This is a genomic window from uncultured Cellulomonas sp. (assembly GCF_963527515.1).
Classification (GTDB): domain Bacteria; phylum Actinomycetota; class Actinomycetes; order Actinomycetales; family Cellulomonadaceae; genus Cellulomonas.
Genome location: NZ_CAURTV010000017.1, coordinates 1 through 20,999, shown reverse-complemented (window position 1 = coordinate 20,999; position 20,999 = coordinate 1). Strand labels below are relative to the sequence as shown.

At 73.9% G+C, this 20,999-nt stretch carries 25 protein-coding genes and 3 tRNA genes; 19 read left to right on the top strand and 9 right to left on the bottom strand.

What is annotated here, in order from left to right; all coding sequences use genetic code 11:
- Positions 1–2 precede the first annotated feature (2 nt).
- The 3 genes from RYN42_RS06935 (at position 3) to RYN42_RS06925 (ending at position 2,600) form a co-directional block, all read left to right on the top strand.
- Positions 3–383 (top strand): DUF3039 domain-containing protein, encoded by a 381-nt coding sequence (locus tag RYN42_RS06935; protein WP_315094892.1) that lies wholly within the window; start codon positions 3–5, stop codon positions 381–383.
- Positions 380–2,191, top strand: coding sequence for a DEAD/DEAH box helicase (locus RYN42_RS06930; RefSeq protein WP_315094891.1), 1,812 nt, complete (start codon positions 380–382; stop codon positions 2,189–2,191). The genes RYN42_RS06935 and RYN42_RS06930 overlap by 4 nt, the downstream gene beginning before the upstream one ends.
- A gap of 253 nt (positions 2,192–2,444) precedes the next feature.
- A complete protein-coding gene (locus tag RYN42_RS06925) occupies positions 2,445–2,600 on the top strand; it encodes a hypothetical protein (RefSeq protein WP_315094890.1) in 156 nt (51 codons plus the stop codon).
- 40 nt (positions 2,601–2,640) lie between these two features.
- On the opposite strand, the gene RYN42_RS06920 is transcribed toward RYN42_RS06925, so the two are convergent.
- The gene (locus tag RYN42_RS06920) at positions 2,641–3,984 is read right to left on the bottom strand and encodes a nicotinate phosphoribosyltransferase (RefSeq protein WP_315094889.1); all 1,344 of its coding nucleotides are present in this window, start codon (positions 3,982–3,984) and stop codon (positions 2,641–2,643) included.
- 102 nt (positions 3,985–4,086) lie between these two features.
- Between RYN42_RS06920 and clpS the strand changes: the two genes are divergently transcribed.
- The 8 genes from clpS (at position 4,087) to RYN42_RS06880 (ending at position 11,127) form a co-directional block, all read left to right on the top strand.
- On the top strand, positions 4,087–4,380 hold the full coding sequence (clpS, locus tag RYN42_RS06915) for an ATP-dependent Clp protease adapter ClpS (RefSeq protein ID WP_399552417.1): 294 nt from the start codon (positions 4,087–4,089) through the stop codon (positions 4,378–4,380).
- Entirely contained in the window at positions 4,380–5,042 is a 663-nt protein-coding gene (locus RYN42_RS06910; protein ID WP_315094887.1) for a DUF2017 domain-containing protein, read from the top strand. Before clpS ends, RYN42_RS06910 begins: the two co-directional genes overlap by 1 nt.
- A gap of 10 nt (positions 5,043–5,052) precedes the next feature.
- On the top strand, positions 5,053–5,868 hold the full coding sequence (murI, locus tag RYN42_RS06905; protein WP_315094885.1) for a glutamate racemase: 816 nt from the start codon (positions 5,053–5,055) through the stop codon (positions 5,866–5,868).
- Positions 5,865–6,653, top strand: a complete 789-nt coding sequence (locus RYN42_RS06900) for an MBL fold metallo-hydrolase (RefSeq protein ID WP_315094883.1) — start codon at positions 5,865–5,867, stop codon at positions 6,651–6,653. Before murI ends, RYN42_RS06900 begins: the two co-directional genes overlap by 4 nt.
- Before the next feature lie 80 nt (positions 6,654–6,733).
- A complete protein-coding gene (locus RYN42_RS06895; protein ID WP_315094881.1) occupies positions 6,734–7,984 on the top strand; it encodes a hypothetical protein in 1,251 nt (416 codons plus the stop codon).
- Positions 7,985–8,036: 52 nt separating this feature from the next.
- The gene (rph, locus tag RYN42_RS06890; RefSeq protein WP_315094879.1) at positions 8,037–8,831 is read left to right on the top strand and encodes a ribonuclease PH; all 795 of its coding nucleotides are present in this window, start codon (positions 8,037–8,039) and stop codon (positions 8,829–8,831) included.
- Positions 8,828–9,454, top strand: a complete 627-nt coding sequence (gene rdgB / locus RYN42_RS06885) for an RdgB/HAM1 family non-canonical purine NTP pyrophosphatase (RefSeq protein ID WP_315094877.1) — start codon at positions 8,828–8,830, stop codon at positions 9,452–9,454. Before rph ends, rdgB begins: the two co-directional genes overlap by 4 nt.
- A 26-nt stretch (positions 9,455–9,480) precedes the next feature.
- On the top strand, positions 9,481–11,127 hold the full coding sequence (locus tag RYN42_RS06880; protein WP_399552420.1) for an ABC-F family ATP-binding cassette domain-containing protein: 1,647 nt from the start codon (positions 9,481–9,483) through the stop codon (positions 11,125–11,127).
- Between the two features lie 4 nt (positions 11,128–11,131).
- Here RYN42_RS06880 and RYN42_RS06875 read toward each other — a convergent pair whose 3' ends face one another.
- Entirely contained in the window at positions 11,132–11,686 is a 555-nt protein-coding gene (locus tag RYN42_RS06875; RefSeq protein ID WP_315094873.1) for an NUDIX hydrolase family protein, read from the bottom strand.
- Between the two features lie 124 nt (positions 11,687–11,810).
- Here RYN42_RS06875 and trxA point away from each other — a divergent pair, with 124 nt between their 5' ends.
- Entirely contained in the window at positions 11,811–12,179 is a 369-nt protein-coding gene (gene trxA / locus RYN42_RS06870) for a thioredoxin (RefSeq protein WP_315094871.1), read from the top strand.
- Positions 12,180–12,231: 52 nt separating this feature from the next.
- On the opposite strand, the gene RYN42_RS06865 is transcribed toward trxA, so the two are convergent.
- Positions 12,232–12,314: transfer RNA gene (locus tag RYN42_RS06865), tRNA-Leu, on the bottom strand.
- Positions 12,315–12,336: 22 nt separating this feature from the next.
- Positions 12,337–12,804 (bottom strand): thioredoxin-dependent thiol peroxidase, encoded by a 468-nt coding sequence (bcp, locus tag RYN42_RS06860; protein ID WP_056092669.1) that lies wholly within the window; start codon positions 12,802–12,804, stop codon positions 12,337–12,339.
- Positions 12,805–12,891: 87 nt separating this feature from the next.
- On the opposite strand from bcp, the gene RYN42_RS06855 reads away from it, so the two are divergent.
- The 3 genes from RYN42_RS06855 to RYN42_RS06845 all read left to right on the top strand — a co-directional run bounded on the left by RYN42_RS06855 (position 12,892) and on the right by RYN42_RS06845 (position 13,624).
- The gene (locus RYN42_RS06855; RefSeq protein WP_315094945.1) at positions 12,892–13,188 is read left to right on the top strand and encodes a co-chaperone GroES; all 297 of its coding nucleotides are present in this window, start codon (positions 12,892–12,894) and stop codon (positions 13,186–13,188) included.
- Between the two features lie 87 nt (positions 13,189–13,275).
- On the top strand, positions 13,276–13,485 hold the full coding sequence (locus RYN42_RS06850; protein ID WP_315094865.1) for a hypothetical protein: 210 nt from the start codon (positions 13,276–13,278) through the stop codon (positions 13,483–13,485).
- A 66-nt stretch (positions 13,486–13,551) separates the two neighbouring features.
- Positions 13,552–13,624: transfer RNA gene (locus RYN42_RS06845), tRNA-Lys, on the top strand.
- Between the two features lie 54 nt (positions 13,625–13,678).
- Here RYN42_RS06845 and RYN42_RS06840 read toward each other — a convergent pair.
- Both RYN42_RS06840 and RYN42_RS06835 read right to left on the bottom strand, forming a co-directional pair.
- Entirely contained in the window at positions 13,679–14,164 is a 486-nt protein-coding gene (locus tag RYN42_RS06840; protein ID WP_315094864.1) for a DUF664 domain-containing protein, read from the bottom strand.
- Between the two features lie 40 nt (positions 14,165–14,204).
- On the bottom strand, positions 14,205–14,480 hold the full coding sequence (locus RYN42_RS06835) for a hypothetical protein (RefSeq protein WP_315094863.1): 276 nt from the start codon (positions 14,478–14,480) through the stop codon (positions 14,205–14,207).
- A 136-nt stretch (positions 14,481–14,616) separates the two neighbouring features.
- On the opposite strand from RYN42_RS06835, the gene RYN42_RS06830 reads away from it, so the two are divergent.
- The gene (locus RYN42_RS06830) at positions 14,617–16,107 is read left to right on the top strand and encodes an NAD(P)/FAD-dependent oxidoreductase (RefSeq protein WP_315094861.1); all 1,491 of its coding nucleotides are present in this window, start codon (positions 14,617–14,619) and stop codon (positions 16,105–16,107) included.
- A 50-nt stretch (positions 16,108–16,157) separates the two neighbouring features.
- Here the strand turns inward: RYN42_RS06830 and RYN42_RS06825 are convergent, their stop codons facing one another.
- The 3 genes from RYN42_RS06825 to RYN42_RS06815 are packed head-to-tail and all read right to left on the bottom strand — an operon-like array spanning position 16,158 to position 18,670.
- Positions 16,158–17,162: a glycine betaine ABC transporter substrate-binding protein gene (locus RYN42_RS06825; protein ID WP_315094859.1), complete on the bottom strand. Its 1,005-nt coding sequence runs from the start codon at positions 17,160–17,162 to the stop codon at positions 16,158–16,160.
- 55 nt (positions 17,163–17,217) lie between these two features.
- Positions 17,218–17,994 carry an ABC transporter permease subunit gene (locus RYN42_RS06820; RefSeq protein ID WP_315094858.1) on the bottom strand — a complete coding sequence of 259 codons (777 nt, stop codon included), beginning with the start codon at positions 17,992–17,994 and terminating at the stop codon, positions 17,218–17,220.
- A 1-nt stretch (position 17,995) separates the two neighbouring features.
- Entirely contained in the window at positions 17,996–18,670 is a 675-nt protein-coding gene (locus tag RYN42_RS06815) for an ABC transporter permease (RefSeq protein ID WP_315094856.1), read from the bottom strand.
- Between the two features lie 28 nt (positions 18,671–18,698).
- Here RYN42_RS06815 and RYN42_RS06810 point away from each other — a divergent pair, with 28 nt between their 5' ends.
- From RYN42_RS06810 to RYN42_RS06800, 3 genes are all read left to right on the top strand, one after another.
- On the top strand, positions 18,699–19,796 hold the full coding sequence (locus RYN42_RS06810; protein ID WP_399552415.1) for an ABC transporter ATP-binding protein: 1,098 nt from the start codon (positions 18,699–18,701) through the stop codon (positions 19,794–19,796).
- Complete coding sequence (locus RYN42_RS06805; protein ID WP_315094853.1) at positions 19,793–20,710, top strand: hypothetical protein; 918 nt, start codon at positions 19,793–19,795, stop codon at positions 20,708–20,710. The genes RYN42_RS06810 and RYN42_RS06805 overlap by 4 nt, the downstream gene beginning before the upstream one ends.
- 102 nt (positions 20,711–20,812) lie before the next feature.
- A tRNA-His gene (locus tag RYN42_RS06800) sits at positions 20,813–20,888 on the top strand.
- Positions 20,889–20,999 lie beyond the last annotated feature (111 nt).

Below are 20,999 nucleotides of genomic sequence, written 5' to 3'. Positions count from 1 at the left end.
CCATGAGCGAGCCCCAGCCGCAGCCGCAGCGCACGTCACCGGACGACCCGTACTCCTCGGACCCGGGCACGTCGACCAGCGTGCTCGAGCGCGAGGAGACCACCGAGCAGGTGGAGCCGGGGGACCACGAGCGGTTCGCCCACTACGTGCGCAAGGAGAAGATCCTCAACTCCGCGATCAGCGGCAAGCCCGTGATCGCGCTGTGCGGCAAGGTCTGGGTGCCCGGCCGGGACCCGAACAAGTTCCCCGTCTGCCCGGTGTGCAAGGAGATCTACGAGGGCCTGCGCGACCCGCAGGACGGCGACAAGAACGAGGGTGGCAAGGACTCCGGCGGCGGCCGGAAGTGGGGCTTCGGCCGCAACCCCGGCAGCGGCGGCGCGTGACGGCCGCCCCGCGCCCGTCCTCCCTCCCCTCGACCCACGCGTCCTCGTCGGCGGCCTCGCAGCTGCCGCCGGCGTTCCCCGCGCGTGCGCCGTGGGGGACGGCCGGCAAGCTGCGCGCCTGGCAGGCCGCGGCGATCGAGCAGTACCGGACGGCCAACCCGCGCGACTTCCTGGCGGTTGCGACGCCCGGCGCCGGCAAGACGACGTTCGCCCTGCGGATCGCCACGGAGCTGCTCGAGGCCAGGCTGGTCCGTCGTGTGACGGTCGTCGCGCCCACCGAGCACCTCAAGCGCCAGTGGGCCGACGCGGCCGCCCGGGTGGGCATCACGCTCGACCCCAACTTCAGCAACGCGCAGGGCCGGCACGGCCACGGGTTCGACGGGGTCGCGGTCACCTACGCCCAGGTGGCCAGCAAGCCGGCGCTGCACGCCGCCCGGACCGCGGCGGCGCCCACGCTGGTGATCCTCGACGAGGTGCACCACGGCGGCGACGCGCTCTCCTGGGGGGACGCGGTGCGCGAGGCGTTCGAGGGCGCCACCCGTCGGCTCGCCCTCACCGGCACGCCGTTCCGCTCGGACACCGCGGCCATCCCGTTCGTGCCGTACCACCGCGGCGCTGACGGCATCCGGCGCAGCGTCGCCGACTACACGTACGGCTACGGGGACGCGCTGCGCGACCACGTCGTGCGCCCGGTGATCTTCCTGTCCTACAGCGGTTCCATGCGCTGGCGCACCAAGTCGGGCGACGAGATGAGCGCCCAGCTGGGGGAGCCCCTCACCAGGGACATCACCGCGCAGGCGTGGCGCACGGCGCTCGACCCGAACGGCGAGTGGATCCCGAGCGTGCTCGCGGCCGCCGACCGCCGGCTCACGGAGGTCCGGCGGGCCATCCCCGACGCCGGCGCGATGGTCATCGCGACGGACCAGAGCGACGCGCGGGCGTACGCGGGGCACCTGGCCCGGATCACGGGGAAGTCACCCACGATCGTCCTGTCCGACGACGACGGCGCGAGCGACCGGATCGACGAGTTCTCCGCGGGCGACTCGCGCTGGCTCGTCGCCGTGCGCATGGTCTCGGAGGGGGTCGACGTGCCACGGCTGGCGGTCGGCGTCTACGCGACGAGCACCGCGACGCCCCTGTTCTTCGCGCAGGCGGTCGGCCGGTTCGTGCGGGCGCGCCGGCGCGGCGAGACCGCCTCCGTGTTCCTGCCGAGCGTGCCGCAGCTGCTCGCGCTCGCCCACACCCTCGAGCTCGAGCGGGACCACGCCCTCGACCGCCCCAAGACGCTCGAGGAGCAGGGCGTCGACGTGGGGCTGGACGACGGGCTGCTCGACGAGGCGAACCGCGAGCGCAACGGGCCGGACGAGGTCGGGCCGGACGGCAAGCAGGGCGCTTTCGAGGCACTGGAGGCGCAGGCCTCGTTCGACCGCGTGCTCTTCGACGGCGGCGAGTTCGGGACGGGGGCGGAGATGGGCTCCGACGAGGAGCTCGACTTCCTGGGTCTGCCCGGGCTGCTGGACGTCGACCAGGTGTCGGCCCTCCTGCGCCAGCGCCAGGCCGACCAGATCAGCGGGCGCAAGAAGGTGGCCGAGCCTGTGGCGGAGATGGACCACCGCAAGCAGGCGGAGCTGCGCAAGGAGCTGTCGCAGCTGGTCGGGGCGTGGGCGCGCAAGAGCGGTCAGCCCCACGGGTCGGTGCACAACGAGCTGCGGCGGCGGTGCGGGGGTCCGGAGGTCGCCCTGGCCGATCCCGACCAGCTGACGGCCCGGGTCGCGATGGTCCGCGGGTGGTTCGTCGGCAAGCGCTGAGATGAGCATCGCGCGATTACCTCGTGACCGGGCGAAATCACAAGGGCCATCTCACCATGCGGACGTGGCAATTACCCCTTAAAGCCGCAGGTCACGGCCCTGGACGCGCGACCACATAGCAGTCGGTCCTTCGCGCGCAACTTTTCCCTCGACGTGCCGAGTGCCCGGTGGGCTGCCACGGTTGTTCCGTGACACAACGGCGCCGGGTACCCCCGGATGCCGGATCGGTGACCACAGATCGAAAGGGTCAACCATGCCTACCTGGCTCATCCTCATTCTCGTCGGCGTCGTCCTCGTCATCCTGGGCGTCGCGACGGAGATCGGCTCGTTCCTCATCTGGATCGGCGTCATCGTGCTCGTCGTCAGCCTGATCCTCGGGCTCGTCGGCCGGGGCCGCGCACGCGTCTAGCCGAGACCACATCGCAGTACCGACGCTGCGGCCGGGCCCCTCAGTCCCCGAGCCGCAGCGTCACGGTCGGCACCGCTGCCTCGTCGGCAGACAGCCGCCGCGCACCGCGCGGCAGCTCGTCACGCGAGGCGCGGTGCCGATCTGCTGCCCGACGCACCCCGTCCGCGCCGGTCCAGCCCGACGAGACCACCCCGTCGGTGACGAGCGGGGCGTGCAGCGGCCGCAGCGTCGGGTCGGTGGACGTCCAGGACCGCACGTCGTCGTCGCCACCCGCCACCAGCACCTCCTCGACGGCGCGCCCGTCGGGACCCAGCCGACGGGCGGCGGCCTTGCGGCCTCCCACGCTGGTCTTGCCCCGCGCAGCCTTCGACACCGGGGCGAGCACCCCGTCCGCGCCCTCGCGGGCCACGAGCTTGTAGACCATGCCGCACGTCGGCGCCCCCGAGCCGGTGACCACCGACGTGCCCACCCCGTAGGAGTCCACCGGGGCGACCGCGAGCGCGGCGATCGCGTACTCGTCGAGGTCGGACGTCACGGTGATCCTCGTGCGTGTCGCCCCCGCGTCGTCGAGCTGCGCGCGGACCTCGTGCGCGAGGACGCCGAGGTCGCCGGAGTCGAGCCGTACCGCGCCGAGCTCCGGACCCGCCGCGGCGAGGGCGTTCTCCACCCCGCGACGCACGTCGAAGGTGTCCACCAGCAAGGTGGTTGCCGGGCCGAGCGAGGCGACCTGGGACCGGAACGCGGCCAGCTCGTCGTCGTGCAGGAGGGTGAACGCGTGCGCCGCCGTGCCGATCGTGTCCAGCCCGTAGCGCCGGCCGGCCTCCAGGTTGGACGTCCCGGCGAACCCGGCGACGACCGCCGCGCGGGCAGCCGCGACGGCCGCCTCCTCGTGCGCCCGCCGCGCGCCCATCTCGAGGCACGGTCGGTCCACCGCCGCGCTGGTCATCCGGGAGGCGGCGGACGCGACGGCCGAGTCGTAGTTGAGGATCGACAGGACGAGCGTCTCCAGCAGGACGGCCTCCGCGAAGGTGCCCTCCACCACGAGGACGGGGGAGGAGGGGAAGAAGACCTCGCCCTCGGCGTACCCGACCATGGACCCGGTGAACCGGTAGTCGGACAGGAACGCGAGCGTCGCGTCGTCCACCACGCGCTGGTCGGCGAGCCAGTCCAGCTCCGCGGCGTCGAACCGGAACCGTTCGAGCGACTCGAGCACGCGACCGGTGCCCGCGAGCACCCCGTAGCGGCGACCCGGCGGGAGACGCCGGGTGAACACCTCGAACACCGACCGGCGGCCCGCGGTCCCGCCGGCCAGCGCCGCCTGCAGCATGGTGAGCTCGTACCGGTCCGTGAGCAGCGCGGTACCGGGGGTGTGCGGGTGGGTCATGCGCCCAACGTAGGGCGCGTGCGCCCACCGGGCGCGTCGCCCGCGTCCGTGCCGCGCTGAGCGTGCGTTCCGCTCGGTGCGGGTGCGCCTACAGTGGACGGCGTGCCCGTGCAGACCCTCCCCGACGCCCGCGTCGAGGAGGAGGAGAAGACCGCGGTAGAAGACCCGTGGGTGACGATCGTCTGGAACGACCCGGTCAACCTCATGAGCTACGTCACGTACGTGTTCGAGTCGTACTTCGGCCACCCCCGGGAGAAGGCCGAGAGACTCATGCGACAGGTGCACGAGCAGGGACGCGCGGTCGTGTCCACGGGCTCCCTCGAGGCGATGGAGGTCGACGTGCAGGCGATGCACGAGTTCGGCCTCTGGGCGACGCTCCAGCGCAGCGGTCAGTAGTGCGCGGCTTCCGGCGTCGCCGCGGGATGTACGCGGCGCGCCTCGACGAGGACGAGCGTGAGGTGGTCTCGGCCCTCGTCGCCGACGTCGCCGAGCTGCTGGGCGGTGGCCGCCTGGAGGCGCAGGACGCCGCGCCGGCCGGTGACGGCAGCCCGCGCATGAGCATCGAGCCGCTGCCCCCGCCGACCGACCCCGCCGTGCGGCGGCTGCTCCCGGACGCCTCCCGCGACGACCCGCGGGTCGCCGCCGAGTTCCGGCGGCTCACGGAGGACGACCTGCGGGCGGGCAAGATCGCGCGGCTGCGCCGCCTGTGGGACGCGCTGACGACGCCCTCGGACGGCTGGCGGGCCGACGCGTTCGTCGTCGCACCCGACGATGCGCGCGAGGTCGCGGCCGCGCTCACCGACCTCCGGCTCGTGCTCGCGGAGCGGTTGGGCGTCCGGACCGACGAGCAGGCCGAGCGCCTGTACGACGCGCTCCTCGACACGCCGCAGGCCGACGTCGGCGACGAGCTGCCGGACACCCTGGACCCCGCCGCCCGCCGGTACCTCGTCGCCGTGTACGGCGCGCTGAGCTGGTTGCAGGAGTCGCTGGTCGACGTGCTGCTGCACGACCTGCGCGCCGGCGGGACGGCGTCCGAGCACCGACCGCCGAGCGGTTAGGCTCGGCCGCGTGAACGACGCCCCGATCGGCATCTTCGACTCCGGCGTCGGCGGGCTCACCGTGGCCCGGTCGATCCTCGACCAGCTGCCCCAGGAGTCCACCCTCTACATCGGGGACACGCTCAACACCCCGTACGGCTCCAAGCCCCTGGCCGCCGTGCGCGCGCACGCGCTCGAGGTCATGGACGACCTGGTGGACGCCGGCGTGAAGCTGCTGGTCATCGCGTGCAACACCGCGTCGTCGGCCATGCTCCGCGACGCTCGTGAGCGGTACACGCTGCGGCGCGGCATCCCGGTCGTCGAGGTGATCCTGCCCGCGGCCCGTCGTGCGGTGGCGGCCACCCGGTCGGGGCGCATCGGGGTCATCGCGACCAAGTCCACGGTGGAGTCGCGGTCCTACGACGACGCGTTCGCGGTGGCGCCCGGCGTCGAGCTGACCACGCAGGCGTGCCCGGAGTTCGTGCGCCTGGTCGAGGCCGGCATCACGTCCGGCCCCGAGGTGCTCGCGTTCGCGCACGAGTACCTGGACCCGGTCCGCGCACAGGGCGTCGACACCCTGGTGCTCGGCTGCACGCACTACCCCCTGCTCACCGGGGCGATCTCGTACGTCATGGGGGAGGAGGTCACCCTGGTGTCGAGCGCCGAGGAGACCGCCAAGGACGTGTACCGGACCCTCGTCGCCCACGACCTGGAGCGGGACCCGGCTGCCGGTCCGCCGGTGCACCGCTTCCTGGCCACCGGGGACCCGGACCAGTTCCGCGCGCTCGCGCGGCGGTTCCTCGGGCCCGAGGTCGAGACCGTCGAGCCGAGCGGGGTCCTGCGATGAGGCTCACCGTCCTGGGCTGCGCGGGCTCGTTCCCGAGCGCCGACTCCGCGGCCTCCGGCTACCTCGTGCAGGCCGACGACGCGGCCGGGCGCACCTGGACCGTGCTGCTCGACCTCGGCAACGGTGCCCTCGGTGCGTTGCAGCGGTACGGCGACCCCACCGCGCTCGACGCCATCGCCCTGTCCCACCTGCACTCCGACCACGTGGCCGACCTGGTGGTGCTCAACGTCCTGCGCCGGTACCGGCCGGGCGGCGCGTGCCCGTCGGTGGCCGTGCACGGTCCCGTCGGCACGGCGGAGCGGCTCGCGCAGATGGCCGGCAAGGATCCCGCGACCAGCACCGACGACCAGTTCGACGTGGTCGAGTGGGTGGAGGGGGAGACGGTCACCGTCGGTCCGCTCCAGCTGCTGCCGGTGCGCGTCGAGCACCCGATCCCCGCGTTCGGCATCCGGGTGTCCGGTCCCAGCGAGGCGGACCCGGCGCGGACGGTGACGCTCGCGTACACGGGCGACACCGACAGCTGCCCGGGGCTGGACACGCTGGCCGCAGGCGTGGACCTGCTGCTGTCCGAGGCCGCCTACCTCGAGGGGCGCGACGACGCCTCCCGCGGCGTGCACCTGACCGGCCGACGAGCGGGCCAGGCCGCGGCGCGTGCGGGCGTGGGCCGCCTGGTGCTCACGCACATCCCCGCCTGGAACGACACCGCGATCACGGTCGCCGAGGCGTCGGCCGAGTTCGACGGCCCGATCGACCTGGCCCGTCCCGGTGGCGTGCACGTCCTGTAGCCCGCACGTGCCGGCCCGCCTGTACCCTGCCGTCGATCCCCGGAGGACCCGCCGGGAACCTGCGACCCGGTGGACGTGACATGCCTGCCCTGCCCCCCCGCGCGCTGAGCGCGGCCCTCGCCCTCGCCCTCGGTCTGCTCGTCACGACGCCGGCCGTCGCTGCAGGCGCCGAGAGCCCCCGCGCCGGCTCGTCGGCCGCGACCGAGCTCGCACGCGCGGGCGTCAACGAGCGGGCGGCGCGGGTCATGCCTCCGACCCGGGTGACGCCCGGCAGGCCGCACTGCATGCAGTGGGAGGCCTGGCCGGGCGTGGTGGTCGACCCGACCGGGTACTCCACCGAGGTCGTCCTCAACGTGACCACCGTCAGCCCCACCGCGCCCGGGTACGTCGTCGCCTACTCCGACCTCGGCTACGGCGTGCCGCCGACCTCGACGGTGAACTTCCTGCCCGGCTCGGACGTCGCCAACGTCACCGTGGTCTCGCTCCACCGGGACGTCCCGTTCTGCGTCGCCGCAGGAGGGTCGGCGGCCGACGTCATCCTGGATCTCCAGGCGGTCCTGCCGCTCGGCCGGCACGTCAACCCGTTCCGTTCCGAGCGCCTGATCGACACGCGCGCAGGCTCAGGCATCGGCGATCTGCACGGTGCGCTGCCCGACCGGAGGGTCGCCACCAGCACGCTCGGCTCCCTCTACTGGCAGACGCAGTTCGTCCTCGCCAACGTCACGGTGCCGGCGGCAGCGGCGCCGGGCAACGTGCGCATCTTCGCGCACGGTGACACGCTCCCGCCGTCGTCCACGGCGAACTACCTGCCCGGCCGCGACCGGGCGACCGCGGCGATCCTGCCCGTCGACCCGGAGCTGCGCGTCGACCTGTACTCCGACACCACGTCCGGCGGGCGGGGCACCGACGTCATCGTCGACGTGTACGGCGACCTTTACGGCGCGACCTTCACGTCGGCGCAGAAGCGCGTCCTGGACACCCGGACCGGGGTGGGCGCGGCCAGGGCGCGCGTGGCCGCCGCACCGGGAGGGGCGACGCTGCGCATCCCGGTGGGCTCTCTGGGTGCGCCGCCGACGGCGACGGTCGCCATCCTGAGCGTCGTGTCGGTCGCCCCCTCGGCGCTCGGTCACGTCCGCGTGTTCCCCGAGCGGACCCCGGGATCCGGCACCATGCCCGCGACGTCGAGCCTCAACCACCTGCCCGGCGTCGACAGCTCGAACCTCGTGTGGGTCGACCTGTGGGCCGACGGCGACATCGCCCTGAGCAGCTGGCAGAACACCGGCAGCACCGACCTCGTCGTCGACGTCGTCGGCTACCTGCAGCTGCCGTAGCGCCGGCGGACGCGTGCCGGTGGTGTCGGGGCGCGCGGTTAGGCTCGTCCGCATGACCTCTGCTGCCACCACCTCCCCGCTGGCGCGCGTCCGCGCCGACGGCCGCGCCCCCGACCAGCTGCGCCCCGTGACCCTGACCCGGGGCTTCCTCGAGGCCGGCGAGGGCAGCGTGCTCGTCGAGTTCGGCGGCACCAAGGTGCTGTGCGTCGCGTCGTTCACGCCGGGTGTCCCGCGCTGGAAGAAGGGGTCCGGCGAGGGCTGGGTCACCGCCGAGTACTCGATGCTCCCGCGGGCCACCTCCAGCCGCTCCGACCGCGAGTCGGTCAAGGGCCGGGTCGGGGGCCGCACGCACGAGATCTCCCGCCTGATCGGCCGCTCGCTGCGCGCGATCATCGACGTCTCCGCACTGGGCGAGAACACGATCGTCCTCGACTGCGACGTGCTGCAGGCGGACGGCGGGACGCGGACGGCCTCGATCACCGGCGCCTACGTGGCCCTGGCCGACGCGGTGGCCTGGGCCGTGGAGAACAAGCACATCCCCAAGAACACGGTGGTGCTGCGCGACTCGGTCGCCGCGGTCAGCGTCGGCATCCTGGACGGGCTGCCGGTCCTCGACCTGCCGTACGTGGAGGACGTGCGCGCCGAGACGGACATGAACGTGGTGGTGACCGGGTCCGGCACGTTCGTCGAGGTGCAGGGCACCGCCGAGCACGCGCCGTTCGACCGGGCGGAGCTCGACGCGCTGCTCGACCTGGCGGTCGCCGGCACGGCGGAGCTGACGGTGCTGCAGGCCGCAGCCCTCGCCGCGGCGCCGGGGGACGGTTCGGCCACGCGGCTGACGCCGTGAGCGCACGGCTCGACCTGAGACTCGTGCTGGCTACCCACAACGCCCACAAGGTGGGCGAGCTGCGCGCGATCCTCGCACCGGTCCTGCCGGGCCTGGACCCGTCGTCGGTGGTCGGCGCCGGGGACGTGGGCGCGCCCGAGCCGGTCGAGGACGGCCTGACCTTCGCTGAGAACGCCCTCATCAAGGCGCGCGCGCTGGCGGCCTTCACCGGGTTGCCGGCGGTCGCCGACGACTCCGGGCTCAGCGTGGACGTGCTCGGCGGCGCGCCGGGCATCTTCTCCGCCCGCTGGGCGGGACGGCACGGAGACGACGCCGCCAACCTGGCGCTCCTGCTGGCGCAGCTGGCCGACATCGCCGAGCCGCACCGCGGCGCTCGCTTCGTGTGCGCTGCCGCGCTGGTGACCCCGGACGGGTTCGAGCACGTGGAGCTCGGCACGCTCGAGGGCGCGCTCGCTACCGAGCCGCGCGGGGCCGGCGGGTTCGGCTACGACCCGGTCCTCGTGCCGTCCGGCGACTCGCGGACGTGCGCCGAGCTGACGCCCGAGCAGAAGAACGCGATCAGCCACCGGGGCAACGCGTTCCGCGCCCTCGTCCCGACGCTCGCGCGGGTGCTGGAGCGCTGACCGTGGTCGACGGCCCCGCAGTCGACGTGCAGCTCGTGGCCGACGCCGTGACCTACGGCTACCCGGGGCACCCCGTGCTGCACCGCGTCGACCTGACGGTGAGCGCGGGGGACCGCGTGGGCGTCGTCGGGGAGAACGGCGCCGGCAAGACGACCCTCCTGCGCGTGCTGGCGGGCGAGCTCGCGCCGCAGAGCGGGACCGTCCGCCGCCGCGGCACGCTGGCGTCCGTGGAGCAGGAGCTCGACGCCCCCGGTGGCGCGACCGTCGGGACGTTCGTGGCCGAGGCGCTCGCCGGGGTCCGGGCCGCCGCCGCGGAGCTGGAGGCGGCCATCGCGGGGTTCGACCACGAGTCCGGCGACCTCGCCCGGCTCACCGCCGCCGTGGCCCGGTACGAGCACCTCGCCGCGTGGGACGCCGACCGGCGGGTCGACGAGGCGCTGACCCGGTTCGGTGCTCCCCGGGACCCCGACCGTCGGCTCGACCGGCTCAGCGTGGGCGAGCGGTACCGGGTGCGCCTGGCGTGCCGGATCGGCGAGCGCGCGGACGTGCTGCTGCTCGACGAGCCGACCAACCACCTCGACGCCGCGGGCATCGACTACCTGACCGGGCGCCTGCGGGAGTGGCCCGGAGCGGTCGTCATCGTCACGCACGACCGCCGGCTGCTCGACGACGTCATGACCGCGATCCTCGACCTGGACCCGGCCATGGACGGACGTCCCGCGCTGTACGGGGCGACGCGCTACTCCGACTACCGGTTCCTCAAGAGCCAGATGGTCCGGCGGTGGCAGGCGCGGTACCGCGCGGAGCGCAAGCGGGCCGTGGCGCTGGCCGAGCGGCTCGACTCCACCTACGAGAACCTGTCCGACGAGTGGCGGCCGCCCAAGGGCTCACAGACGCACCGCCGGGCCACGCGGGCTCGCGGGCACGTGAAGGCCGCGGACCGGCTGATCCAGAAGCTCGATGCCGAGGCCGTCGAGGTGCCCGCCCCACCGCTCGTGCTCACGTTCCCCGACCTGCCGTCGCTGCCGCGTGAGCCGCGGCCCGGTCCGCTGCTCGACCTGCGTGCCCCGCTGGTGCAGGGTCGGCTCGACCTGCCGGGTGTCCGCGTCGAGGTCCCGCCGTGCGGGCGCCTCCTGGTCACCGGCCCTAACGGCTCCGGCAAGTCCACGCTGCTCGCCGCGCTGGCCGGGTCGGTCGCGCTCGACCGCGGGGTGCGCAGCATCGCGCCGGGCGTGCGGCTCGGCGTCCTCGCGCAGGAGGGACCGACGGAGCACGCAGCGGCCCTCGTCGCCCACCCGCGCGCGGCCGGGGCCGCCGAGCAGCTCTCGGGGTTCGACGCCTACGCCCGGCACGCGCTGACGCTCCTCGAGGCGCAGCTGCTCGATCCGAGTCAGCTGGTCCCGATCGCCGCGCTCGGCCTGCTCACTGAGGAGGATCTCGACCGGGCGCTGCGCGAGCTGTCCGTGGGCCAGCGCCGCCGGTTCGACCTGGCGTGCGCGCTGCTGGCCGCGCCGCACGTGCTCATCCTCGACGAGCCGACCAACCACCTGTCCGTCGGCCTGGTCGACGAGCTCACGGCCGCGCTGCGGGCGACGTCCGCCGCCGTGGTCGTCGCCACCCACGACCGCCGGATGCGTGCGGACCTGGCCGACTGGCCCGAGCTCACGCTCTGACGCCTTACGGCAGCCGGCCGACGTACCCCATCGCCTGCCGCAGCAGCAGGCCCTGGCCGCCGTTCATCTCGAACTGGATCTGCTGCGCGCACGCCTCCTCGGGCGTCATCCACGCCAGGTCGATCGCGTCCTGCTGCGGGCGGCAGTCCCCGAGCACCGGCACCACGTACGCCAGCGACACGGCGTGCTGGCGCGGGTCGTGGTACGGCGTGACGCCGGGGGTGGGGAAGTACTCCGCGACGGTGAACGGCTGCGGCGACGCGGGCACCTGGGGGAGTGCCACCGGGCCGAGGTCCTTCTCGATGTGCCGCAGCAGGGCGTCGCGCACCCGCTCGTGGTACATCACCCGTCCGCTGATCAGGGCGCGGGACATGACGCCCTCCTGGGTGACCCGCAGCAGCAGGCCGACCTGCACGACGTCCCCCGAGTCGTCCACACGTACCGGGATGGCGTCGACGTAGAGGATGGGCAGCTGGGTCCGGGCGCGACCGATCTCGTCGGCACTGAGCCAGCCGGCGGGACGTTCGGGGCCGCGGGGGAACTCGGCGGAAGCGGTCACTGACCATGTCTACCCCGCCGCGGGGGCCGATGACGGCCACGCCGCGCGGACCGCCCCACGGTCGGGAATAGTCGTGAGGGGTTGCGTGCTCTACCTGGCGGTAACCGAGGACTGGAGGAATGTCATGGCGACGCTCGAGCTGACCGGCAACACGATCGGCCAGACCATCAAGGACAACGGGATCGTCCTGGTCGACTTCTGGGCAGAGTGGTGCGGTCCGTGCAAGCGGTTCGGCCCCGTCTTCGAGGACTCCTCGGAGAACCACCCGGACGTCGTGCACGCGAAGGTCGACACGGAGGCTGAGCAGGAGCTCGCCGCCGAGCTGCAGATCTTCTCGATCCCGACCCTGATGGCCTTCCGCGACGGGATCCTGGTGTTCAACCAGGCCGGCGCGCTGCCCGCTCCCGCGCTGGAGCAGGTGGTCGAGGCCGTCAAGGCGCTGGACATGGACGAGGTGCGCGAGAAGATCGCGGCCGCCGCGACGCAGGCCTGACCCGAACCACCGAAGGACCGGTCCCCACTGCGGGGGCCGGTCCTCCTGCGTGTGCGGGAGACGGGAGTCGAACCCGCACGCCCTCTCGGGCACCAGGACCTAAACCTGGCGTGGCTGCCGTTTCACCACTCCCGCGCAGCGGAAGTTTCCCACAGGGTCACGCGACCTTGAGGTCCCGGCGCAGCTTGGCGACGTGGCCCGTGGCCTTGACGTTGTACTGCGCCAGCTCGACGCGGCCCTCGGCGTCGACGACCACGGTCGAGCGGATGACGCCCGTGACGGTCTTGCCGTAGTTGAGCTTCTCGCCCCAGGCGCCCCACGCCTCGAGGACCGCGTGCTCCGGGTCCGAGCCGAGCGGGAACGTCAGGTGCTCCTGCTCCACGAACGCGGCGAGCTTGTCGACGGTGTCCGGTGAGACCCCGACGACCGCGAAGCCGGCGCCCTGCAGCGAGGCCAGCGAGTCGCGGAAGTCGCACGCCTGGGTGGTGCAGCCGGGGGTCATCGCGGCGGGGTAGAAGTACACGATCACCCGGCGACCGCGCAGGTCGGAGAGCGTGACGGTGCCTCCGTCGGCGGTCGGCAGCGTGAAGTCGGGGGCGAGGTCACCGACGGCGAGGCGGGGCACGGGGTCTCCTGGGACGAGGTGGTCGGGGATGCGGCCAGCCTATGTCGCACGGGTACCGTCGGACGCGTGAGCGACCTTCCCATCCGCATGCTCAACGACCGTCTGCTCGTCTCGCTCGACGGCGAGGCGGGGGAGCGGCGCTCGTCCGCGGGGATCGTCATCCCGGCCACGGCCGTCGTCGGCAAGCGGCTCTCCTGGGGTGCCGTCGTCGCCGCCGGGCAGCACGTCCGGCAGGTCGAGGTGGGCGACCGCGTCCTGTTCGACCCCGAGGACCGTGCCGAGGTGGAGCTCGGCGGTGCCACGTACGTGCTGCTGCGGGAGAAGGACGTGCACGCGGTGGCCGAACCCCGCGGCGCCGGCGAGGGAACTGGGCTGTACCTCTGAGCGTTCCTTCCCCGTAGCGCCTTGCACCGCGCGGACCGTGGTGGTGCCATGAAGACCGGGACATCGTCCCCGAGGAGGTCGACCACCATGACCGAGCACGAGCCCAGCACCATCCCCACGGACGGCGGCGAGGCCACCCAGCCTGTGCGCGACCTGCTCGCCGAGCACGTCCCGCTCGCCCTGATCGTCGACCTGGCCACCCCGGAGGCCACGTCGGCGGAGATCCTCGAGGCCGAGGGCCTGCCCGACGAGGAGTGGTGGGACGACGCCCCGTCGCCCGGTGGCGGCCCTGCGTGACGGTCGTCACGAGGGCGGATCTCGATTGGCAGATCGGGCGGTCCGCCTGCTAGCGTTCTGCACCGCGCGCCATTAGCTCAATTGGCAGAGCAGCTGACTCTTAATCAGCGGGTTCGGGGTTCGAGTCCCTGATGGCGCACCGAAGAACGGCCCCTGACCAGCGGAGACGTTGGCCCGGGGCCTTTCTTGTGCCTCACTCGCCCACGGCGCCGTCGATCGCCTCCCGGATCAGGTCCGCGTGCCCGTTGTGGCGCGCGTACTCCTGCACCACCTTGGCCACGTACCAGCGGACGGTCCGGCTCCCGGCGGGGTCGCCCAGGTCCTCGTGCGCCGCCAGCAGGACGTCGGCCTCGGCGCGGACCTCGTGCCAGCGCGCCTTCGAGTCGTCGGCCATCGTGGGGTCGAGGTCGACGATGTCGCCGTCGGGGTCGTCGTCCGTGCAGTACAGGAGCCCTGTGTCGACACCGCTCAGCGCCCCGACCAGGTAGTGGTCCTCCATCTCCGTCAGGTGCCGGACGAGCCCGAGCAGGGTGAGGTCGGACGGTGACGCCGAGGCGATCACCAGCTGCTCGTCGGACAGGTCCGCGCACTTCGCGGCGAGGGCGTCCCGATGGAAGGCCAGCCAGCCGAGCAGCACGCCCCGCTCGTCGGTGGCCTCGGGCTCCGGTGCGCGGTGCATCCCCACATCGTCCCGCCCGCCGCGCGGTCGTGGCTATGGGCTACTCGTTCTCGCGGACCAGCGCCTCGCGTGCCGCTGCCTGTCGGGTGCGCTCCTCGGGAGTGATGCCGACCTCTCCGCGTCCGATCGGGGGACGGCACCCGGCCGCGCGGTCGGCGTGCTGGACCAGCCGGTACACACCGACGCTGAGCAGCGCGACCCCGGCGAGGCCGGCGAGGTACGGGAGCATCGACGGGGTGGGGAGCCAGACGGTCGCGCGCTCGACCAGGACGAGGAGCAGTCCGACGGCGAACCATGGGGCGGCGGGCTTGATCATGGGGTGATCGTGGCACTGCGACATCCGGTGCGTGGGCAGTTCGGTGCCTCGCTCTGCACAGGAGGCCCGCATCGGGCCACGATGGGCCGAGGTCCCGGCCGTCCGTGCCGGGACGAGTCGATGGACGGAGCCGGTGATGGCGGAGCAGGCGCGCGAGTTCGACGTCGTGGTGGTCGGCGGCGGCGCGGTGGGGGAGAACGTGGCGGACCGGGCCGGTCGGACGGGGCTGAGCGTCGCGCTCGTCGAGCATGACCTGGTCGGCGGAGAGTGCTCCTACTGGGCCTGCATGCCGTCGAAGGCGCTCCTGCGGCCCGGGGCGGCACTCGCGGCCGCGCGGGGGGTCCCGGGGGCGGCGGCAGCGGTCTCCGGCGGCGTCGACGTCGCGGCGGCGTTCGCCCGGCGCGACGAGGTCACCCACCACTGGGACGACAGCTCCCAGGTGGACTGGGTGGAGGGCACCGGCATCGCCCTGCTGCGCGGGCACGCGCGCTTCGTCGGGCCGAGATCGCTGACGATCGAGGGGACCGACGGACCGGTGCAGGTGACCGCGCGGCACGCCGTGGTGGTCGCGACCGGGTCCGCGCCCGTGATCCCGGCGGTCGACGGGCTCGCGGGCCTGCCGCCGTGGACCAGCCGGGAGGCGACGTCCGCACAGCAGGTGCCGGCGCGGCTGGCGGTGCTGGGCGGTGGTGTGGTCGGCGTGGAGATGGCGACCGCGTTCGCGGTCTTCGGCAGCGCGGTGACGCTCGTCGTGCGCGGCGACCGGCTCCTGGCGGGGGCCGAGCCGTTCGCCGGCGAGGCGGTGGCGGCGTCGCTGGCGGCGCTCGGCGTGACCGTCCGGTTCGGCACCGAGACCCGGTCGGCGCGGCGCGAGGCCGACGGGGTCCACCTAGACCTGGGTGCCGGCTCCGACCTGGTGGTCGACGAGGTGCTGGTGGCCACCGGGCGGCGGCCGCGGACCGGGGAGCTAGGGCTCGAGACGCTCGGGCTCGAGCCGGGCAGGGCCGTCGAGGTCGACGACGCCCTGCAGGTCACCGGGGTCGACGGCGGCTGGCTGTTCGCCGTCGGGGACGTGTCCGGACGCACGGCGACCACGCACCAGGGCAAGTACGACGCGCGCGTGGTCGGTGACGTGATCGCCGCGCGCTTCGACCCGCGGGCGTCGGCCGCGGACTCCCCGGAGGGCGCCACGGAGGGGGACCGCGCGCTCGCGGCGGGTGCGGAGCGGGACGCCGGCCCCTGGAGCAGGTACCGCGCGACCGCCGATGTCGGTGCCGTCCCGCAGGTGGTGTTCACCCGGCCCGAGGTCGCCTGGGTGGGCCTCACCGAGGCGGCCGCGCGGGAGCAGGGCCTGGACGTGCGCGTGCTCGGTTACGACCTGGAGAACGTCGCCGGGGCGAGCGTGTTCGCCGAGGACTACGCCGGGCACGCGCAGCTGGTCGTCGACCAGGCTCGCGGCGTGGTCGTCGGGGCCACCTTCGTCGGCCCCGAGGTGGCCGAGATGCTGCACGCGGCGACCATCGCCGTCGTCGGCGAGGTGCCGTTGGACCGGCTGTGGCACGCGGTGCCGTCGTATCCGACGGTGAGCGAGATCTGGCTGCGCCTGCTGGAGGCCGCCGGTCTGTGAGGACGCACGAGGGGGCGGACCCGACCGGGTCCGCCCCCTCGTGACCCCGGTCAGCTGTCGGCGGCGAGCGACCCGTCGCTGGAGAGCACGAGGCCGATCGCGGCCTCGCCCTGGCGCACGGCCTGGCCGATCAGGCCGAAGTCGTAGGACGTGAAGTCTGCGAACTCCAGCCCGTACGTCTCCTCGAGGCCCGGCTGGCAGAACGGGCGCTCGGGGCACTCGGCAGGACCGGCCAGCACCAGGCCACCGCACGCGGCGGCGAGGTCGCTGAGCGTGGTCAGGTCGTGCTCGGTGGCGAACTCACTGGTCACGGCGAACGCGTTCTGGTCCTGCGCCTCGGAGGGGGCGCCGACCGCCAGGCCGGCCGCGTCCGCGAGGGGCGTCAGGGCGGTCACGGTCTCGTCGACGTCGGCGGAGGCCACCGACGCGGCGTCGGCACCGTTCTGCTGGGCGTTGAGGAAGTCCGCGAGCGTCGCCGCGTACTCCGGGACCGCGGTGAGGGTGCCGTCCGTGAGAGCCGGCAGGTAGGTCTCGCGGTTGCCGATCGTGCGCACCTCGACGGTGTAGCCGGCCGTGCGCAGGGTCGCCGCGTAGATCTCCGCCAGCGTGGCGCTCTCGGAGAAGTTCGCGGCACCGATGACGAGCGAGGCCCCGGCCCCCGACGCCTCGGTCGCGGCCAGGCCCTCGGTGTCGACGAACTCCTCGGCCACCTCGCTCGACGTGCGGCGGTCGATGTCCACCGCCTTGTTGAGCCCGATGAGCTTGTCGGTGTCCAGCGCGCCGGACACGGAGTCCAGCAGCTCGATCACGGCCGGGTTCGCCGTGGCGGCGGCCTTGTTCACGGCCGGGATGATGTTGTCCGCGTTCTGCAGGCCCTTGTCGTCCTCGAGGACGACCAGCGTCTCGCCGGCGACGGGGTCGCAGGTGGCCAGCCCGGACGAGCCGGACGAGGTCGGGTCCGCCTCGCCTCCGCCCGATCCGGGGCTGCCGCAGGCGCTCAGCGCCAGTGCGGTGACGGCGATCAGGGTCAGGGTGGTGGAGCGTCTCGCTCGCATCGTGCTCTCCTCGGGGAGTCAGCATGGGGGCGGGAAGGGATCCCGATGGACACGGTCAGGACGATTCGCCCGACCTATTCGAACCGCTCGCCGCAGGCTCGGCAAGGGGTGGGGGTGTGGCGTGCGCCCGGCGCGCCCGCCGGGACGGCGTGTCGGACGTGTCCCGGGCGAGCGCGCGCAGGCCCGGCGGGGTGAGCAGGTGCTGCACGATCGCGAGCAGTCCCTCCGCCAGCAGGCAGAGCCCGGCCACCAGGATGCCGCCCGCCAGCACCTGGCCGTAGTCCTGCGTGCCGAAGCCGGAGACGACGATGCTGCCCAGGCTGCGGCCCCCGACCAGCGCCGCGAGCGGCACCGTGGCCAGCACCTGGACCGCCGCGGTGCGCACACCGGCTGCGATCAGCGGCACGGCGAGCGGGAGCTCCACCGCCCACAGGCTGCGCGCCCCGGACATCCCCACCCCACGGGCCGCGTCCCGCACGTCGGCGTCCACCTCGCCCAGACCGGTCACCGTGTTGGTCAGCAGCGGGGGCACCGCGAAGACGGCGCACGCCAGCACGGTCGCGGTGTTGCCGAACAGCCCGCTCGCCGCGAGGAGGGTCAGCAGGGCGAGCGTCGGCAGGGCTCGCGTGGTGTTGGCGACCACCACCCCGACGGTCGCCCCCCGGCCCCGGTGACCCAGCCACAGGCCCACGGGGAGCGCCACGACGGCCGCGAGCAGGACCGCGAGGACGGAGACGGTCAGGTGGTCGAGGGCGAGCGCCAGCACCCCGTTGCGGCCCGTCCAGTTGAGCGGGTCGTTGAGCCAGGTGAACGCGTCGGTCAGGACGTCCATGTCACACCGGCCTCTCGACGCGCGCCCACGGGGTCAGCCGCCGGCCGACGCCCGCGAGCACCAGGTCGCACACCAGGGCGAGCAGGAGGCAGAGCACCGTCGCGGTCATGATCTCGGCGTGGTAGTTGCTGCGGAAGCCGCGGAACATGAGCTGCCCGAGGCCGCCGTACCCGACGACGACGCCGACGGTGACGAGCGCGACGGTGGTCACGGTGGCCAGACGAAGGCCGGCGACGATGCTCGGCACCGCCTGGGGCAGCTCGACCCGGAACAGCATCCGCGCCCGGCTGTACCCCATGCCGCGGGCCGCGTCGCGGACGGCCGGGTCCACGCCCTGCAGCCCGACCAGCACGTTCCGGGTGAGCACGAGCAGCGCGTAGGAGACCAGGCCGATGAGCACGGTGGTCCGGCCGATGCCCGTGTACGGCGCGAGGATGGCGAACAGGGCGAGGGACGGCACCGTGTACAGGACTCCGGCGACGCCGAGCACAGGCCCCGCCAGGCGGGGGCGCAGGTGGGCCAGGGCGCCCAGCGGGACGGCGAGGACGAAGGCGATGACGACCGCCTGCAGGGTGAGCGTGGCGTGCTGCTCGAGCGCACGACCGATGTCCTGGGCGTTGCGCTCGACGTACTCCCACGAGAACCACGGGTTGGGTGGAGCCTGGGCCAGCCGCATGCCGTGAAACGTACCGGCGGGCTCCGACATGCGCAGTCTGGCCCTGCGGCTGTCGGACGGGGCGACTAGCGTCCTGGGGGTGACGGACGACGCGGCGATCGCCTTCGAGCACGTGAGCAAGTCGTACGCGTCCGACCGCGGTCGGGGGGAGTCCGGCGCGGCCGTGACGGACCTGTCCCTCGCGGTCCGGCCGCACGAGGTGCTGGTCCTGGTCGGCCCCTCGGGCTGCGGGAAGTCGACCACCCTGCGCATGGCGAACCGCCTGGTCGAGCCGAGCTCGGGCCGGATCATGCTCGAGGGCGAGGACGTCACCACCGTCGACCCCGTGGGGCTGCGGCGCCGGATGGGCTACGTGATCCAGAACGTCGGGCTCTTCCCGCACCGCACGGTCGCGCAGAACGTGGCCACCGTGCCGGGCCTGGTCGGCTGGGACCGCAAGCGGACCGCTGCGCGGGTCGACGAGCTGCTCGACCTGGTCGGTCTGGCCCCGGACCGGTACGCCCGCCGGTTCCCGCACGAGCTCTCCGGCGGTGAGCGTCAGCGCGTCGGGGTGGCCCGCGCCCTGGCCACCGACCCGCCCGTGCTGCTCATGGACGAGCCGTTCGGCGCGGTGGACCCGGTGGGCCGGCGGCGCCTGCAGAACGAGTTCGCGCGGATCCAGCGCACGCTGGGCACCACGGTCATGCTGGTCACGCACGACATCGACGAGGCGGTGCGGATGGCCGACCGCGTGGCCGTGCTGAGCACCGGGGCCCACATCGAGCAGCTGGCCTCGCCGCTGGAGATCGTCGCCCGGCCCGCCACCGCCGCCGTGGCGGACCTCGTCGGGCGCGGCCGGACCGCTCGCCTGCTCGCCCTGGGCCGCCTGGAGCTCGCCGACCTCGACCCGTCGCCCGCGCAGGCAGCGAGCGGCACGCCCGTGGACGTCGGCGCGGAGCTGGGCGACGTGCTCGACGCGCTCGTCGGTGCGGACGGTCCGGTCCCCGTGCGGGACGCGGGCGGTCACGTCGTCGGCAGCGCCAGCCCGGCCACGGTCGTGCGGGCGCTGGACCGCCTCGCGGGACCGGCCGACGAGACGCAGGACACAACGGACGAGGGCGCCCCCGTCGGTACGCTGCGCAGGTGACCACGCCGACCGCACGCCTCGCCCTCGCGACCTGCGCCGAGCTCCCCGAGCTCGACGCCGACGACCACGCACTGCGCGACGCGCTCCTCGAGCGGGGGGTCGCCACGGACGTCGTCGTCTGGGACGACCCGACCGTCGACTGGGGCACGTACCCGCACGTGGTCATCCGCTCGACGTGGGACTACACCGACCGGCCCGCCCAGTTCGCCGACTGGACGCGCAAGGTGGAGCACACCAGCACCCTGCTCAACCCCGCGGCCGTGGTCGGCTGGAACATCGACAAGACGTACCTGCGGGACCTGGAGAAGGCCGGCCTGCCGATCGTGCCGACCATCTGGCTGGACCCGGAGCGGAACCTCGACTCGCGCGCCATCCACACCCGGTTCCCGGCGTTCGGCGACTTCGTGATCAAGCCGACGGTCAGCGCCGGCTCGCGGGACACCGGCCGCTACGACGCCGGCGTGACGCAGCAGCGCTCGCTCGCCATCACGCACGCCAAGAACCTGCTCAGCGTGGGACGCCGCGTGATGATCCAGCGCTACCTGCGCCACGTCGACACCGCAGGGGAGACCGCGCTGGTCTTCATGGACGGGAAGTTCAGCCACTCGGTCCGCAAGGGCGCGCTGCTCGAGGGGCCGTTCCGGACGGAGCAGGTGCTGTACCGCGACGAGACGCTGACCGCGCGCGACGCCAGCGACGCGGAGCGGGACCTGGCGGAGCGCGTCGTGGCCGCGCTGCCCGGCATCGCGCCGGGCGTCGACGGACCTCTGCTGTACGCCCGCGTCGACCTCATCCTCGACGACGACGGGAACCCGGTCGTCCTCGAGGTGGAGCTCACCGAGCCCTCGCTGTTCTTCGCGTACGCGGACGGTTCGGCCGGACGGTTCGCCGACGCGATCATCGCCCGGCTCTGATCTCGCCCGGCAGTGGCCGAGGCCACTGTCGGCCGGTTCCAGAAGTGGCCGTCGGCTCAGGTACACTTCTGGACGCCCCGACGTCCGCGTCGGGGGATCGTGGTGGCTATAGCTCAGGTGGTAGAGCACCTGGTTGTGGTCCAGGGGGTCGCGGGTTCAAGTCCCGTTAGCCACCCCATCGCGTCGGGGGGGGGGGCCGGGGGGGGGGGCCGCCCGCGGGGGCCCGGGGCGGGGGGGGGGGCCCCCGGCCCCCCCGCCCCCGCGGCCCCGGGGGCGGGGGGCCCGGGCG

Excerpts from the sequence above, each read along its gene's own strand:
- RYN42_RS06815 (WP_315094856.1), bottom strand. The coding sequence starts at position 18,670 with ATGCGGCTGGCCCAGGCTCCACCCAACCCGTGGTTCTCGTGGGAGTAC.
- RYN42_RS06935 (WP_315094892.1), top strand. The coding sequence starts at position 3 with ATGAGCGAGCCCCAGCCGCAGCCGCAGCGCACGTCACCGGACGACCCG.
- RYN42_RS06810 (WP_399552415.1), top strand. The coding sequence starts at position 18,699 with ATGCGCAGTCTGGCCCTGCGGCTGTCGGACGGGGCGACTAGCGTCCTG.
- trxA (WP_315094871.1), top strand. The coding sequence starts at position 11,811 with ATGGCGACGCTCGAGCTGACCGGCAACACGATCGGCCAGACCATCAAG.
- RYN42_RS06925 (WP_315094890.1), top strand. The coding sequence starts at position 2,445 with ATGCCTACCTGGCTCATCCTCATTCTCGTCGGCGTCGTCCTCGTCATC.
- RYN42_RS06835 (WP_315094863.1), bottom strand. The coding sequence starts at position 14,480 with ATGATCAAGCCCGCCGCCCCATGGTTCGCCGTCGGACTGCTCCTCGTC.
- RYN42_RS06900 (WP_315094883.1), top strand. The coding sequence starts at position 5,865 with ATGAGGCTCACCGTCCTGGGCTGCGCGGGCTCGTTCCCGAGCGCCGAC.
- RYN42_RS06850 (WP_315094865.1), top strand. The coding sequence starts at position 13,276 with ATGACCGAGCACGAGCCCAGCACCATCCCCACGGACGGCGGCGAGGCC.
- RYN42_RS06825 (WP_315094859.1), bottom strand. The coding sequence starts at position 17,162 with ATGCGAGCGAGACGCTCCACCACCCTGACCCTGATCGCCGTCACCGCA.
- RYN42_RS06920 (WP_315094889.1), bottom strand. The coding sequence starts at position 3,984 with ATGACCCACCCGCACACCCCCGGTACCGCGCTGCTCACGGACCGGTAC.
- RYN42_RS06895 (WP_315094881.1), top strand. The coding sequence starts at position 6,734 with ATGCCTGCCCTGCCCCCCCGCGCGCTGAGCGCGGCCCTCGCCCTCGCC.
- RYN42_RS06855 (WP_315094945.1), top strand. The coding sequence starts at position 12,892 with ATGCTCAACGACCGTCTGCTCGTCTCGCTCGACGGCGAGGCGGGGGAG.
- RYN42_RS06820 (WP_315094858.1), bottom strand. The coding sequence starts at position 17,994 with ATGGACGTCCTGACCGACGCGTTCACCTGGCTCAACGACCCGCTCAAC.
- RYN42_RS06830 (WP_315094861.1), top strand. The coding sequence starts at position 14,617 with ATGGCGGAGCAGGCGCGCGAGTTCGACGTCGTGGTGGTCGGCGGCGGC.
- RYN42_RS06840 (WP_315094864.1), bottom strand. The coding sequence starts at position 14,164 with ATGCACCGCGCACCGGAGCCCGAGGCCACCGACGAGCGGGGCGTGCTG.
- rph (WP_315094879.1), top strand. The coding sequence starts at position 8,037 with ATGACCTCTGCTGCCACCACCTCCCCGCTGGCGCGCGTCCGCGCCGAC.